We start from the raw sequence: 13,058 nt of genomic DNA on the forward strand, positions 1-13,058 counted from the left end.
TCAGCTCCCCCTTGGTTCCGGATCACGCATATCAATTCTCTTTTCCTTCTTCAAGCACACGCTTCAAATGCTCACAGTCATGATTGAAATGAGCCATCACATACTGTTTGGCTGCTTCTTTGTTTTTCTTTTTCACTTCTTCAAATATCTTGCGGTGTTCACTCAGGATCGTTTCTGCACGGTGGTCACCAGTATAATTAAGGATTCTGCAAAAGTGAATCAGATCATTTACATGCTCTAGCAAATTTTTCAAATGTCTGTTATGGCTAAAATCGACAAGCAGCTCATGAAATTTTTGGTTTAAACTGATAATTTCCGTATCTTCCGTTCCGTTGTGAATGGCTTTTTCTGTTTCTTCAAGCTGTTTTTCAAGTATGGCAAGCTCTTCCTCATTCGCTTCGTCTATGACTAACTCGACTGCCAGCTGCTCCAGCGGAATTCTGATTTTATAAATCTCATCTACATCTTTTGCCGTTAACGACGTGATAGAAAATCCATTTCGGTCATCTGCTTTTAACAACCCGTCTTTCTCAAGCAGCCGCATGGCTTCCCTTATCGGAGAGCGGCTGACGCCAAAGCTTTTCGCCAGCTGTGTTTCGTTTATCCGTTCCCCCGGCTTAAAAGTCCCGTTGAAAATCATTTTTTTCAGCTGGTTATAAAATTGCAGGTAGTAAGGAGTCGGCTTGGCTAATTTAAAATCGTCCATATATAATACCTCTTTTGAATATATTCAGGGGCTTTTCTTCATCAAAATCATATAACAGATGGTAAAGGGAAGCAACAAACTGCCTTGTCAGATCTCAAAATTTGAGGTACGATATGTTTGCTGAACGACGGTCGACGGACTACTGGCAACTGTTTTTCATCGCCAATAGGACACCATACCTCCGCCAGAATAGCGCACTTATTTTATTTGATCTTTTCAATGGAGGAAAAAATATGCTCATCATTTTTGTTATGTTTCTTCTCGGTATTATTTTAGGCTTTATTGGTGCCGGGGGAGCAGGCTTTGTTATTGCACTTTTAACTCTTCTCTTCCACGTCCCGATTCATACGGCTTTAGGCACTTCCCTCGCCGGGATGGCTTTCACCAGTTTATCAGGGGCGTACAGCCACTATCGTGAAGGGAACATTCAAATGAAGATCGGCTTAACAGTCGGCTGCTTTGCTGCGGTCGGCTCATTTTTCGGCGCCAAGCTGACATCTTTCATTCCGGCTGATTTGCTTCATTACTTGACGGCTGGGATGTTATTTTTATCAGCGATTCTCATTTTAATCAGATTGTTTCTTTTAAAAGAGAAGGCACAAGTGAATCAAAGTACTCTTTCAACATATACGAGAGCGGTCATCTTAGGAATTGTAGCCGGCGTTCTTTCCGGCACATTCGGCATCGGGTCAGCGCCTTTTATTCAAATCGGTTTAATGATTATGCTGAACCTGTCCATCCGCCATTCTGTCGGAACGACGATGCTTGTAATCATCCCTCTCGCGGTAGGAGGAGGCATCGGATATATCACAGAAGGATTTGTTGATTATGTATTGCTGATCAAGGTTCTGGTCGGCACAATGTGCGGTGCCTATGTAGGCGCGAAATTCACCAACCTTATGCCAAAGGTGGTCCTGAAATCGGCCATCTTTTTGACCCCGGCGATCGCGGGCCTGCTGTTGTTATTCTAATAAGACAAAAAAACCTGACATATTGTCAGGTTTTTTATTTATTGGTTCTGCTCTGCTCGTTCTTTCGTTAATCCAAAAAACGCCAGCGAGCCGATGACAGCTGTCACAAACATGATCGCTCCCATCGGGATGGCTGTTGTCTCATTAATGCCCACAAGCGGCGACACGATCGAACCGAGGAGCAGCGGAAGCATTCCTAGCAGCGCACTTGCACTTCCGGCACGATGCCCCTGCTTCTCCATGGCCAGCGTAAACGTGCTGGTCAGAACCATGCCGATTGTAATCATGTAAATGAAAATGGATATGACTAATGTGGCAAGAGGGCCGTGGATCATGGTCATGCTCAAAAGCACAGCAGTCGCAATCATAGCCGTAATGACCGCCATGCGAAGCAAGTTCTTTTCATGAATGATTCCGCCAAAGCGCCCGATAATAAAACTGCCCGATATAATTGCCAGGCCGTTAATGCCGAAAAGAATGCTAAACACTTGCGGAGACACCCCATAGATATCCTGGTATACAAATGGTGTACCAGATACATAAGCAAAGCTTCCCCCGTGAATAAATCCGACAGTTAACGCGTACCCCATAAAGGATCGATCCTTCAGCAGGCTGCCCATCGTTTTAACAGATGTGCCGATTGAGCTTGGAATCCGTTTTTCTGGCGGCAACGTTTCTTTTAATCTCAATGCAATCAGAAGAACAAGTAAAAATCCGATAATCATTAACACGTGAAAAATCGTATGCCACGTTGCAAACGGCAAAAGCAAAATAGCACCGCCTGTCATAGGCGCAACCATTGGCGCAACAGCTGTAATGACCATTAACAGCGAGAAAAATTTAGAAAGCTCTCTGCCGGTAAATACATCGCGAACGATGGCCCGAGACAGCACAAGCCCTGCGGAAGCGGTAAACCCCTGTAAAAAACGCGCAGCCACTAATGTTGTAATGTTGGGCGATAGCGCACAAAACAGAGAAGATAATGCAAATAAAAATATACAGATTAATAGCGGTTTCCGTCTTCCCTGCGCATCACTGACCGGCCCGACAATCAGCTGGCCGATGGTAAGCCCGACCAGACAGGCTGTTAAACTTAACTGTACAAGTGAAGCACTTGCTGATAAATCATCCGCGATTTCAGGAAAACTCGGCAAATACATATCTATATTAAGCGGGCCCAATATAGCAAGCATGCCGAGCAGAAACGCCAATGCCAAGCGTTCTTTTCCAGTTGGATTGTGCAGCATGTTATCAAACCTTCCCTTCAACCTAGTCCCTTATATAAAATGGATGTCAACTCCAACGATGGATTGAAGCTGTAAAACATTTGTATATTGTATCATAACTTTCAGTCTGTGAAAGCCGCTTAAAGCTTGAACGAAAGACACAAAAAGATCAGGATCTGCTGCCCTGATCTTTTGAGTTCCGATATAGCTCTGTTCTATGCCCATAACCGCAAACCCGCCATAAGAAGAACACCGCTGATCACAGTAATGGATAAACTTTTCGTTTTCATCGCAATCAAGAGAGTCGGGATCAGGATGACGGCTACAGGCCAATTCAATTGAAGAGAATCATTTGACTGAATCATACAATCCTTTACGACAAGTGCTGTCAATATACACACCGGTACATAGGATAGCCACTTGAGCACGGGCTCCGGCAAAGTGATATTCCGAACAACTAAAAAGGGAATGACGCGGGGAATCATCGTGACCAGCGCACAGCCGATAATCACCATCAAGATGTATGTATTGACACTCATTTATCAGTCACCACCCCGATTGTTGCTACGATGACCGTTGATATGATGACAGCAAGATGAGACGGCATAAAGAAAGAAAAAACAACCATGGCAATCACCATATAGATAATGAGAGATACATAATGTGTAAGCTTCGCCGGCACAACATGTTCCAGTTGAAGAACCAGCAGCGCTAAAAACATAGCCGTCACCGCAAAATCAAGTCCGAACGATTCCGGATCGGTAATCCACTTGCCAAAAACAGCACCTGCCACACAGGAAAGCACCCAGCATGCATACGCAGTAAGATTTAAACCGAACATCCAGCGGTCGTTAATCGGCTCTTTTTTAACAATCTTATTTGAAGCAACACCGAACGATTCATCTGTTACCATCATGCCGATCCCTACATTTTTCGCCAGTGAATACTTTGAAAAATGAGGAGCAAGCGCGGCACTTAGTAGAAAATTCCGCAAATTCACAATAAACGTTGTCAGAATAATGGCTGACATTGGGCTGTTCGCCGCTAACAACGCACACATAATGAACTGGGCGCCGCCTGCAAAAACCAATCCTGACATTAACACAATTTCCATTACGCTTAAATGCGACGCAACCCCCACGATTCCGAGAGCCAAGCCTACACTGATGTAACCGACCAGCGTCGGAACACAATCTTGAAATCCCTGCAGGAATGTTGGCTCGTCAGTTTTTGCATGAGTCATTTCTTTTTCAGATATCATTCTGTTCTCCTCCTCGTCTAACATATTATACACACGTACGTTATAACTGACAATAGAATGTGATAACAGACTTCCATATGTTATAATAAAGCGAATATGGACGTAAGGAGATACATGTATGGATGATATCCAAGCCATTATCGCAATGAATCTAGTCAAACTTAGAAAAAACAGAAACCTGACCCTTGATCAAGTTTCTGAATTAACGGGTGTCAGCAAAGCGATGCTCGGACAAATCGAAAAAGGGAAATCAACCCCGACTGTCACCACGCTATGGAAGATCGCAAACGGGCTTCAAGTATCCTTTTCTGTATTTCTAAAAGAAGACAAACCAAAAGTTAGAAAAATCAACCTGCAGGATATCGAACCTGTTACAGATAATGAAGAAAACTACAGCGTCTACCCTTTTTTCCCGTACAATCCTGAAACAAAGTTTGAAATTTACGTTGTTGATCTGAAACCTGGATGTATACATGAAGCAAAAACACATTTAGGAGAAGAATATATTTTAATTAAAGAAGGCGAATTAACAGTCATTCTGCAGGGTCAGGAGCATATGCTCGCTTCCGGAGACGCCTTGCAGTTTACAGGGTCAACCCCGCACAGCTACATCAATTCATCTGAAGAAACGGCCAGTTTTTTTCTGCTGATGTTTTATCCTGAGCCGCAAGGGTGACAAACAACCTCTCAGCTTAAATCGCTGGGAGGTTTTTCATATGTGCAAATGGCTTGCAAGATGAAATCATTCGTTGTATATTAATTGACGTGTCAATCATTGATATATCAATTAATAGTTTTGACAAGAAAGAAGGGATGGGTTTTGGCATCATTTTGTTCAGAGGAAGCCGAGATTTTATATCAGCTGCAAGGCGTGAACAAGGTGATTGGCATGAAGTTCGAGGCATGCACGGGCATCAGCCAATCTCGTTTGGAATTGCTGACATTGCTTTATCATGCAGATGAGATCAGTCAAAGCGACCTTCAAAAGAAAGTAAATATAGACAGCGCAGCCGTCACTAGACACCTAAAACAGCTGGAAGCCAAAGGCATGGTATCAAGACGGCGCAAGCCTGAGGACAATCGCATCACCCTTGTTCGGTTAACAGACCAGGGAAGAGAGCGAATCGAGTCTTCTAAGAAAGAAAAGGAGCGTTTCATGAAGGGAATGCTCGCAAATGTAAGTACAGAAGAGCGCCGCCTGCTCATTGATGTGCTGGCGCGCATGCGGAACAACATAGACAATATTGAAGCATAAGAGGAGTGTATCAACATGATCAAAACAAATGATTTTATGGAGATTATGAAAGGACGCCGTTCCATTCGCAACTATGATCCGACAGTAAAAATCACTAAAGAAGAGATGACAGAAATCTTAGAGGAAGCAACAACTGCGCCATCTTCTGTTAACGCGCAGCCATGGCGTTTTCTCGTCATTGACAGCCCGGAAGGAAAAGAAAAGCTCGCACCGCTTGCAAGCTTTAACCAAACACAAGTCACAACATCATCGGCTGTCATTGCTGTATTTGCAGACATGAACAATGCAGACTACTTAGAAGAAATCTATTCAAAAGCTGTGGAACTCGGTTACATGCCGCAGGAGGTCAAAGACAGACAAATCGCTGCGCTGACCGCTCATTTTGAAAAGCTTCCTGCACAGGTGAACCGCGAAACGATTCTGATTGACGGAGGCCTCGTTTCGATGCAGCTAATGCTGACTGCACGCGCACACGGCTACGATACAAACCCGATCGGCGGATACGATAAAGAAAACATAGCGGAAACCTTTGGATTAGATAAAGAACGTTATGTACCGGTTATGCTTCTTTCTATCGGAAAAGCAGCAGACGAAGGCTATGCTTCCTACCGTCTGCCGATTGATACAATTGCAGAATGGAAATAAAACAAAGAGCCCAGGAATATTTTCCGGGCTCTTTGTTTTAAATAAAGCCGCCGTTCACGCGGATCGTCTGGCCTGTGATCCATTGTGATTTTTCACTTACAAGGAACTCGATGACATTTGCAATATCTTCGGGTTCACCAATACGGCCGAGTGCGATGGTCTTTTTCAAACCTTCAATTTGCTGCTCGGTTTTGCCTACAGTAAACAGCTCAGTGTTCACCGGCCCCGGCGCAACCGCGTTAATAGTGATTTGCTTTACTGCTAATTCTTTTGCAAGCTGGCGGGTGAATTGCTCAACAGCACCTTTTGTTCCCGCATACACGCTGTACGTCGGAAACATTTGACCGACGACGGATGTCGAGAAGTTGATGATTCTCCCCTTCTCCTCCATGTATTTCATCGCTTGCTGGCAGGCGAAAAACGTTCCTTTTACATTGAGATTAAACTGCTTGTCGAAGTCTTCCTCTGTTACTTTTTCGATTGGCTGATAAATATTGACGCCCGCATTGTTGATGAGAATATCTACTTTTCCAAAGGCCTCGATGGTTTTTGTAAATAACGACTCGACGCCGGCTACCCGGCTGAGATCGGCTTGGATGGCTACAGCTTCTCCGCCCTTTTTCTTGATGCCTTCCACAACCTCTTCCGCTTTTTCCGGGCTGCTTGAATAATTGACTGCTACTTTGATGCCGAGATCAGCCAGCTGTTCGGCAATTGCACGACCGATTCCCCTTGAAGCTCCAGTTACAATCGCTGTTTTTCCTTTTACCTGTTCCATGTATGTCACTCTCCGATTGATTACGATTTTTCCGTGAAAGCTAAAAAACCATTTTCAAGCAATGACCAAACACTTTCAAATTCCTCTTCAATCGTATCTTTTTTCCACTCGTACGCATGAGCGGGATGGTGAAAACGTTCTGTAGCGTAAAAAATGCCTCGTGCCAGCTCCTCATGATCATTTGATTTCGTGTCACAGTCATTCAAAAGAACACTCAATTGCTTGACCATATGAACAATACTTTTGTTGACCATCTCAGAGCATTCACCCGTTACTTTCGCATACATGGCAAATAATTCTTCATCTTCTGAAGCATAATACCGCTTTAGATCAAACAATTTCTTGATATAAGCTTTTACATGCGCAGCACCTTTTAGAGAAGAATCCTCATATACAGCGGTAAGAGGCTCGCTGATCTTTTCATTCAGCCACATTTCAGTCGCCGCTTCCAGAATCTCTTTTTTGCTTTTGAAATGGCGGTAGATCGTTCCATGGCTTACATGTAATGCTTTCGCTACATCTGTGATTGATGTTTTGGCGACACCAAAACGCCTTAGTGTTTCTTCTGTCGCTATCAGTATTTGTTTTTTGGTTAACACGTCACCTTCTGAAGATCTGTTCATAGTGCTGCGGCTTTTCAGGGCCGCATGAGACACCTCCTTGAGGACATCTTAGCAAAACCGCAAACAAATGACAAATATTTATTTTTGTCATTTGTCATAAAAAAAAGAGTGATGAACTATTCATCACTCTTCTCTTGGTTATTCTTTTGTTTTCTTCCTGCCGAACGGCCACCAGTTGCCTTCGCCAAAGGTCGCAATGATTGCCGGGATGAAGAGCGGAAGTATGACAAGGCCGTAAAGCAAGAGCCCGATGATGATAACACTTGCCACCTGCATCAGTGTATTGACACCTGAAGGCATCATCGCCGCGAACGTACCGGCCAATATAATGGCAGCTGTAATAATGACAGATCCCATTTTGCTCATTGACCTGACGACACCTTGCTCAATGCCAAGGTGCACCTCTTCCTTAAATCGATCCAGCAAGAAGATCGAATAATCTACCCCTAACGCGATCAAGATGACAAAGCTGAAGAATGGCACTGCCCAGCTGACACCCGCGTTTCCTAAGCCGTTTACAAAAATTAATTCTGTTATGGATATCGACGTATAGTACGTCAGCAGCAATGACGCGATCATATAAATCGGCATGATCATTGAGCGGAACAAAATGGTTAACACTATAAACAGGCCTATAATCATAATCACCATTGTTCTGGAGAAGTCCGTTGTGGACAGCTCCTTTAAGTCCGCATTCATACTCGTGACCCCGCCGTATACGATCTGTGCATCCTCCAAAGGAGTGCCGTCAACTTCGTTTGCGACAGCTTTTTTGATTTGGTTTATTGTCGCAATAGCTTGTTCTGAGTAAGGATTTGAATCCAGAACGACACTTAATTGAACACCTTTGCCGTCTGCAAAGGAATACTGGTCAATTGACTTCTTAAAGTCTTTGTCCTTCATTACTTGATCAGGAATGAATATGCCTGTATCTCTTACAGTTGGACTTTTGCTCATGTCCTCTAACATATCACTGGAAGCTGTAATACCGTCAGAGACTTTCGTCAGGCCCTGATTTGCGCTCCTCACGCCTTCGGACAGCTTCTTCAGACTTTCTGTCAGCGTTCCGGCTTGTGCCTGCTGGCCTGAGAGCTGCTGGTTCGCTTGTTCAAGACCGGTTTGAATCTGGCCAAGCTGTCCGCTGATTGCCGTAAGCTGCTGCACGGTCTGTGCGGTATTGCCGGTTTGGGAAATCTGTTTGCTCACGAGCTGCAGCTGCTGATTGATTTTGCCCAAGCCATCTGCCGCATCGCCCAGTGAACCGCCAGACCCTCCATTTGAGGCCGAGCCGGTTTGCCCTGCCATTTGATTCAGTCCGTTTTCTATATCCGTTAATCCGCTTTGGACATCGGCAATCCCTTTTACCGTCTTATCCAGCCCGTCTGAAACCGATCCTAGCTGGTTATCAATATATAAATCTTTGATTTTTTCACCAGTCGGCTGCGTAATGGTCATCACAGAGTCAACATGATCAACTTTCTCGATCGCTTTGCTGATATTTCCTAGATAGGGAATTGTATCAGCTGTTGTAAGATCTTTGTCTCCTTTTACGACAACATTGATCGGGAACGCTTTTCCTTCCCCGAATCCATCCTTAATGACCTCGAGAGCTTTTATAGATTTATAATCGCTGCTGATTTCCGCAGTTGAGTCGAATAAAATCTGGTCATCATAGGTCAAGATGAACGGAAGCGTAATCACCACCGTGATGACAATGAACAGAAACGGACGCGCAACGGAGTGTCTGCCGAGAAACGCCCATAGTTTGTTATCACTGTGTGACAGCACTTTCTTAGAAGGCCAGAATAATTTTTCACCCAGCGTCACCATAAATAATGGCAGCAGTGTGTAGAGGATGATCATTAAAATTCCCACACCGACGGCTACCCCTACTGCGGATTGGAAAATCGCAAACTTCGCAAATCCTAAGGCGGAAAATCCGATTAATACCGCGAATCCGCTGATAAATAAGGTTTTTCCCCCTGTGCGGTAAGCGATAAGCGCCGCTTCTTTTTTATCATGCCCGTTTGCCAATTCTTCACGGAATCGTGTAAGAAGCAGTATGCAGTAATCTGTTCCAATGCCGAACAGGATCGCGACTAAGAAGGTTTGCGTAAACGTCGAGATTGGAAAATCAACATTGTATACAAGGATGCCCAGTATGGATTGACTGATCAGATAAGAAAAACCGACAACCACAATCGGGATAAAAGGCGTCACAACAGATCGGAACACGATCAACAGTAAACCGATGATCAGGCAGACTGTGATCACTTCCGTTTTCTTAAGCCCTTCCTCTGAGCTGTGAGCGAAATCCTGGTTGATAAGGGAAGCTCCCGTAATATATGCCGTCAAATCATCAGGAACGATTTGATAAATCTCGTCCGCAATTTTTTCCGCCTTTTTATCAGAACCTGTAATCGTGACAGGCATGAGAACGGTTTTCTTGTCTTTCGACATCAACTGGTCTTTGACTTCTTTTTCCGCTGACAGAGGAGATGTTACCTCTTCTACACCGTCGATCTTTTTGATTTTATCGATCATTATCCGGAGCTGATTCTCTGTTTCTTTCTTTAAAGCGTTGTCTAATGTAAAGACAACACTGATCGAATTATTTTCTTCTCCCGCTTGTTTTAAAATGGCGTTTGCCCTTTCTGAAACAGCATCAGCGGGAAGCTGGGCCTGCCCCTTTTGATTGGCCAGCTCCGTTAAGTTCGGAGAAAACAAACTCAAAACGACGGTAAGTGCTAATACTATGGCTGCAATTGCCCACTTGAATTTGATGATTGCTCTCATTCGGCAGAATCTCCTCCTTTAAATTTGCTTTTTAAAATGGTGAATATCTCGATGATGGAATGTAAGTGTTCCTCATCTATATCATCGATCAGCGGTTTGAGCGCGTTAAAGATGGCAGAATCTAATTCTTCTAGTATGTGTTCACCACTGGGTGTAATGTTAATAAGCTTAGAGCGCCTATCACTTTTTTCCGGACAGTCGCCCCATTGAACCAATCCCTTTTCGAGCAGCTTTTTCAGTCTGTTAGAGATCGCGCTTTTATGTACATTTTGGTACATGGCCAGGCTGCCGGGAGATGTTGGGCCCTTGACTTTTAAAATTTTCAACAGGTCTGCCTGTTCCCTTGAGATATGCTTGAAGACATCCTGATTGATTTCACGATGCACAAATTCTGTCCCTTCAAGCAGGACTTCCACAAACAGGTTTATCGCCTGACATAGCTTTTGTTCATTCAATATCTTCCCCTCCTCATTATAGTTTACCCCGCTAAACTTTATGTTCAATGTCAATTAGTTTATTCCCCTAAACTATATATGTCAACAAATTTTATTCACGAGCACTCTACATAAGAACGCACGTTCGTGTATAATAGAAGCTATACACACGAAAGGGGGAATTTTAACATGTCAGATTTTGCATTCAAATTGTATGAATATAACGTCTGGGCCAATCAACAAATATTCAACCGGTTAAAAGAGCTTCCAAAAGAGGTATACCATCAAGAAATTCAAAGCGTGTTTCCGTCAATATCCCATGTATTGTCTCATGTTTATCTTTCTGATCTCGGCTGGATTGAAGTGTTTTCCGGCAAAAACTTGAGCGATGCTTTGGCTTTAGCTGAACAGCTTAAAGAACAGACAGAGGCTAAAGAAATAGAGGAAATGGAAGACCTTTTTCTGAGGTTATCCGAGCGCTATATACTATTTTTACAGCAAAAAGAACAGCTCAATAAGCCACTCCAGATTCAAAATCCCTCAAGCGGAATCATGAAAACAACTGTTTCCGAACTTCTTCCCCACGTTGTCAATCACGGGACATACCACCGCGGCAATATCACAGCAATGCTGCGGCAGGCAGGCTACGCATCCGCACCGACAGATTACGGGCTCTACCTGTTTATGAAAAAAACTGAAAAAGCATAAAAAAGCGGCTCCCTAAATGGAGCCGCTTTTTTCGGGAAATAGTCCAAATCACATTAAAATTCTTTTCATCAATCCTTTTTTAGTAAAAAAGATAGAAATTTTAGTGTTATAATAATCATTAAAAATAGATTGCTGACTCAATAAACAATTTTCAATGGAGGAACACATAAAGTGACAGACGACATGACGAAAGACAATATAAATCAGCAAACGTTGCAGAGAGGCTTGAAAAACAGGCATATCCAGCTCATCGCCATCGGCGGAGCCATTGGGACAGGCTTATTTCTCGGCTCGGGCAAATCGATTCATTTTGCCGGACCTTCGATTTTATTTGCTTATATGATCACAGGGATCATTTGCTTCTTAATTATGAGATCGCTGGGTGAATTGCTGTTATCAAACTTGAACTATCACTCTTTTGTGGATTTTGTACAAGACTACCTAGGCGATATGGCAGCATTTATCACCGGCTGGACATATTGGTTCTGCTGGATTTCCATTGCGATGGCTGATCTGACAGCAGTCGGGCTCTACACTCAATATTGGCTCCCGGGTGTGCCGCAATGGGTGCCTGGCTTAATCGCTCTTATTATTTTACTGATTATGAACCTGGCGACAGTCAAGCTTTTTGGAGAATTAGAATTTTGGTTTGCTTTGATTAAAGTCATTGCCATTTTGGCGTTAATCGTCATTGGCCTTGTGATGATTTTCAAAGGCTTTTCCACAAGCTCAGGAGTGTCCAGCTTCACAAATCTCTGGAGCCACGGAGGCCTGTTCCCGAATGGCATGCATGGGTTTATCCTCTCGTTCCAGATGGTTGTGTTTGCTTTTGTCGGCATTGAGCTTGTCGGGCTTACAGCCGGTGAAACAGAAAACCCTGAAAAAGTAATCCCTAAGGCGATCAACAATATCCCTGTCCGTGTGCTGCTTTTTTATATCGGGGCTCTTCTCGTGATTATGAGCATCTATCCTTGGGATGTCATCAATCCCAGCGAAAGCCCATTCGTACAAGTATTTGTCGCTGTTGGCATCGTCGGGGCTGCAAGTATTATCAACTTTGTTGTGTTGACATCCGCTGCTTCAGCATGCAACAGCGCTGTATTCAGTACAAGCCGTATGGTCTATTCCCTGGCGAAAGATCACAATGCACCTGAGTCAATGGCGAAACTGACTCAGCGTAAAGTGCCTAGAAATGCTTTATTCTTTTCGGCTATCGTGATTTTAATCGGTGTTACGTTAAACTACATCATGCCAGAAGGCGTATTCACCCTGATCACAAGCATTTCAACCGTATGCTTTATCTACATTTGGGGGATTACGGTCATCTGCCATATGAAATACCGCAAAACAAGACCTGAATTAGCGAAAACAAACAAGTTTAAGCTTCCGCTTTATCCGTTTACAAATTACCTGATTCTTGCGTTCCTGGCGTTTGTTCTGGTTGTGCTGGCACTGGCACAGGACACTCGTGTTTCCTTATTTGTCACACCGGTTTGGTTTATTTTGCTGATTGTGATTTATAAAGTGAGAAAAGCGAAGCATCAATAACACTCGAAACTCCTGCCTCAAAAATGAGAGCAGGGGTTTTTTTGATGAAAATGACCTTTGCTTTTGAATTTGAAGATATGCTATAGTGTTTGTAATCAAAACAAGAA

The 13,058-nt window shown here is 43.6% G+C and carries 15 protein-coding genes; 6 read left to right on the forward strand and 9 right to left on the reverse strand.

All coding sequences use genetic code 11. The annotated features are described in order from the left end of the window. Nucleotides 1–31 precede the first annotated feature (31 nt). On the reverse strand, nucleotides 32–706 hold the full coding sequence (locus tag M1D94_RS18145) for a GntR family transcriptional regulator (RefSeq protein WP_072173545.1): 675 nt from the start codon (nucleotides 704–706) through the stop codon (nucleotides 32–34). A gap of 233 nt (nucleotides 707–939) precedes the next feature. Between M1D94_RS18145 and M1D94_RS18150 the strand changes: the two genes are divergently transcribed. Continuing rightward, entirely contained in the window at nucleotides 940–1,677 is a 738-nt protein-coding gene (locus M1D94_RS18150) for a sulfite exporter TauE/SafE family protein (protein ID WP_019257618.1), read from the forward strand. Nucleotides 1,678–1,715: 38 nt separating this feature from the next. Here the strand turns inward: M1D94_RS18150 and M1D94_RS18155 are convergent, their stop codons facing one another. Genes M1D94_RS18155 through M1D94_RS18170 form a run of 4 tightly spaced genes read right to left on the reverse strand, consistent with a single transcriptional unit; the run spans nucleotide 1,716 to nucleotide 4,164 of the window. Beyond that, nucleotides 1,716–2,924, reverse strand: a complete 1,209-nt coding sequence (locus tag M1D94_RS18155) for an MFS transporter (RefSeq protein ID WP_072173546.1) — start codon at nucleotides 2,922–2,924, stop codon at nucleotides 1,716–1,718. Between the two features lie 30 nt (nucleotides 2,925–2,954). Beyond that, a complete protein-coding gene (locus tag M1D94_RS18160) occupies nucleotides 2,955–3,128 on the reverse strand; it encodes a hypothetical protein (RefSeq protein WP_003240612.1) in 174 nt (57 codons plus the stop codon). Continuing rightward, nucleotides 3,119–3,442 (reverse strand): AzlD domain-containing protein, encoded by a 324-nt coding sequence (locus tag M1D94_RS18165; RefSeq protein ID WP_019257616.1) that lies wholly within the window; start codon nucleotides 3,440–3,442, stop codon nucleotides 3,119–3,121. Before M1D94_RS18165 ends, M1D94_RS18160 begins: the two co-directional genes overlap by 10 nt. Continuing rightward, nucleotides 3,439–4,164, reverse strand: coding sequence for an AzlC family ABC transporter permease (locus M1D94_RS18170; protein ID WP_072173547.1), 726 nt, complete (start codon nucleotides 4,162–4,164; stop codon nucleotides 3,439–3,441). Before M1D94_RS18170 ends, M1D94_RS18165 begins: the two co-directional genes overlap by 4 nt. Nucleotides 4,165–4,282: 118 nt before the next feature. Here M1D94_RS18170 and M1D94_RS18175 point away from each other — a divergent pair, with 118 nt between their 5' ends. From M1D94_RS18175 to M1D94_RS18185, 3 genes are all read left to right on the forward strand, one after another. Then, nucleotides 4,283–4,840 carry a helix-turn-helix domain-containing protein gene (locus tag M1D94_RS18175; RefSeq protein ID WP_003225384.1) on the forward strand — a complete coding sequence of 186 codons (558 nt, stop codon included), beginning with the start codon at nucleotides 4,283–4,285 and terminating at the stop codon, nucleotides 4,838–4,840. 84 nt (nucleotides 4,841–4,924) lie between these two features. Then, complete coding sequence (locus tag M1D94_RS18180) at nucleotides 4,925–5,419, forward strand: MarR family transcriptional regulator (RefSeq protein ID WP_072173548.1); 495 nt, start codon at nucleotides 4,925–4,927, stop codon at nucleotides 5,417–5,419. A gap of 15 nt (nucleotides 5,420–5,434) precedes the next feature. Then, a complete protein-coding gene (locus M1D94_RS18185) occupies nucleotides 5,435–6,064 on the forward strand; it encodes a nitroreductase family protein (protein WP_003240607.1) in 630 nt (209 codons plus the stop codon). A 37-nt stretch (nucleotides 6,065–6,101) separates the two neighbouring features. On the opposite strand, the gene M1D94_RS18190 is transcribed toward M1D94_RS18185, so the two are convergent. The 4 genes from M1D94_RS18190 to M1D94_RS18205 form a co-directional block, all read right to left on the reverse strand. After that, nucleotides 6,102–6,842, reverse strand: coding sequence for an SDR family oxidoreductase (locus M1D94_RS18190; RefSeq protein WP_072173549.1), 741 nt, complete (start codon nucleotides 6,840–6,842; stop codon nucleotides 6,102–6,104). A 20-nt stretch (nucleotides 6,843–6,862) separates the two neighbouring features. Next, on the reverse strand, nucleotides 6,863–7,465 hold the full coding sequence (locus tag M1D94_RS18195; protein ID WP_072173550.1) for a TetR family transcriptional regulator: 603 nt from the start codon (nucleotides 7,463–7,465) through the stop codon (nucleotides 6,863–6,865). 138 nt (nucleotides 7,466–7,603) lie between these two features. After that, a complete protein-coding gene (locus tag M1D94_RS18200; RefSeq protein ID WP_456270301.1) occupies nucleotides 7,604–10,261 on the reverse strand; it encodes an MMPL family transporter in 2,658 nt (885 codons plus the stop codon). Beyond that, entirely contained in the window at nucleotides 10,258–10,716 is a 459-nt protein-coding gene (locus M1D94_RS18205) for a MarR family transcriptional regulator (protein ID WP_021481637.1), read from the reverse strand. The genes M1D94_RS18200 and M1D94_RS18205 overlap by 4 nt, the downstream gene beginning before the upstream one ends. 168 nt (nucleotides 10,717–10,884) lie before the next feature. Between M1D94_RS18205 and dinB the strand changes: the two genes are divergently transcribed. Together dinB and M1D94_RS18215 are read left to right on the forward strand one after the other, a co-directional pair. Beyond that, nucleotides 10,885–11,403 (forward strand): damage-inducible protein DinB, encoded by a 519-nt coding sequence (gene dinB / locus M1D94_RS18210; protein ID WP_041351245.1) that lies wholly within the window; start codon nucleotides 10,885–10,887, stop codon nucleotides 11,401–11,403. Nucleotides 11,404–11,574: 171 nt separating this feature from the next. Further along, the gene (locus tag M1D94_RS18215) at nucleotides 11,575–12,951 is read left to right on the forward strand and encodes an amino acid permease (protein ID WP_014475969.1); all 1,377 of its coding nucleotides are present in this window, start codon (nucleotides 11,575–11,577) and stop codon (nucleotides 12,949–12,951) included. Nucleotides 12,952–13,058 lie beyond the last annotated feature (107 nt).

Source organism: Bacillus sp. JZ109 (assembly GCF_053903135.1).

Coding starts and splice junctions, on each gene's coding strand:
- M1D94_RS18145 (WP_072173545.1), bottom strand. CDS start 706: ATGGACGATTTTAAATTAGCCAAGCCGACTCCTTACTACCTGCAATTT.
- M1D94_RS18150 (WP_019257618.1), top strand. CDS start 940: ATGCTCATCATTTTTGTTATGTTTCTTCTCGGTATTATTTTAGGCTTT.
- M1D94_RS18155 (WP_072173546.1), bottom strand. CDS start 2,924: ATGCTGCACAATCCAACTGGAAAAGAACGCTTGGCATTGGCGTTTCTG.
- M1D94_RS18160 (WP_003240612.1), bottom strand. CDS start 3,128: ATGGGCATAGAACAGAGCTATATCGGAACTCAAAAGATCAGGGCAGCA.
- M1D94_RS18165 (WP_019257616.1), bottom strand. CDS start 3,442: ATGAGTGTCAATACATACATCTTGATGGTGATTATCGGCTGTGCGCTG.
- M1D94_RS18170 (WP_072173547.1), bottom strand. CDS start 4,164: ATGATATCTGAAAAAGAAATGACTCATGCAAAAACTGACGAGCCAACA.
- M1D94_RS18175 (WP_003225384.1), top strand. CDS start 4,283: ATGGATGATATCCAAGCCATTATCGCAATGAATCTAGTCAAACTTAGA.
- M1D94_RS18185 (WP_003240607.1), top strand. CDS start 5,435: ATGATCAAAACAAATGATTTTATGGAGATTATGAAAGGACGCCGTTCC.
- M1D94_RS18190 (WP_072173549.1), bottom strand. CDS start 6,842: ATGGAACAGGTAAAAGGAAAAACAGCGATTGTAACTGGAGCTTCAAGG.
- M1D94_RS18195 (WP_072173550.1), bottom strand. CDS start 7,465: ATGAACAGATCTTCAGAAGGTGACGTGTTAACCAAAAAACAAATACTG.
- M1D94_RS18200 (WP_456270301.1), bottom strand. CDS start 10,261: ATGAGAGCAATCATCAAATTCAAGTGGGCAATTGCAGCCATAGTATTA.
- dinB (WP_041351245.1), top strand. CDS start 10,885: ATGTCAGATTTTGCATTCAAATTGTATGAATATAACGTCTGGGCCAAT.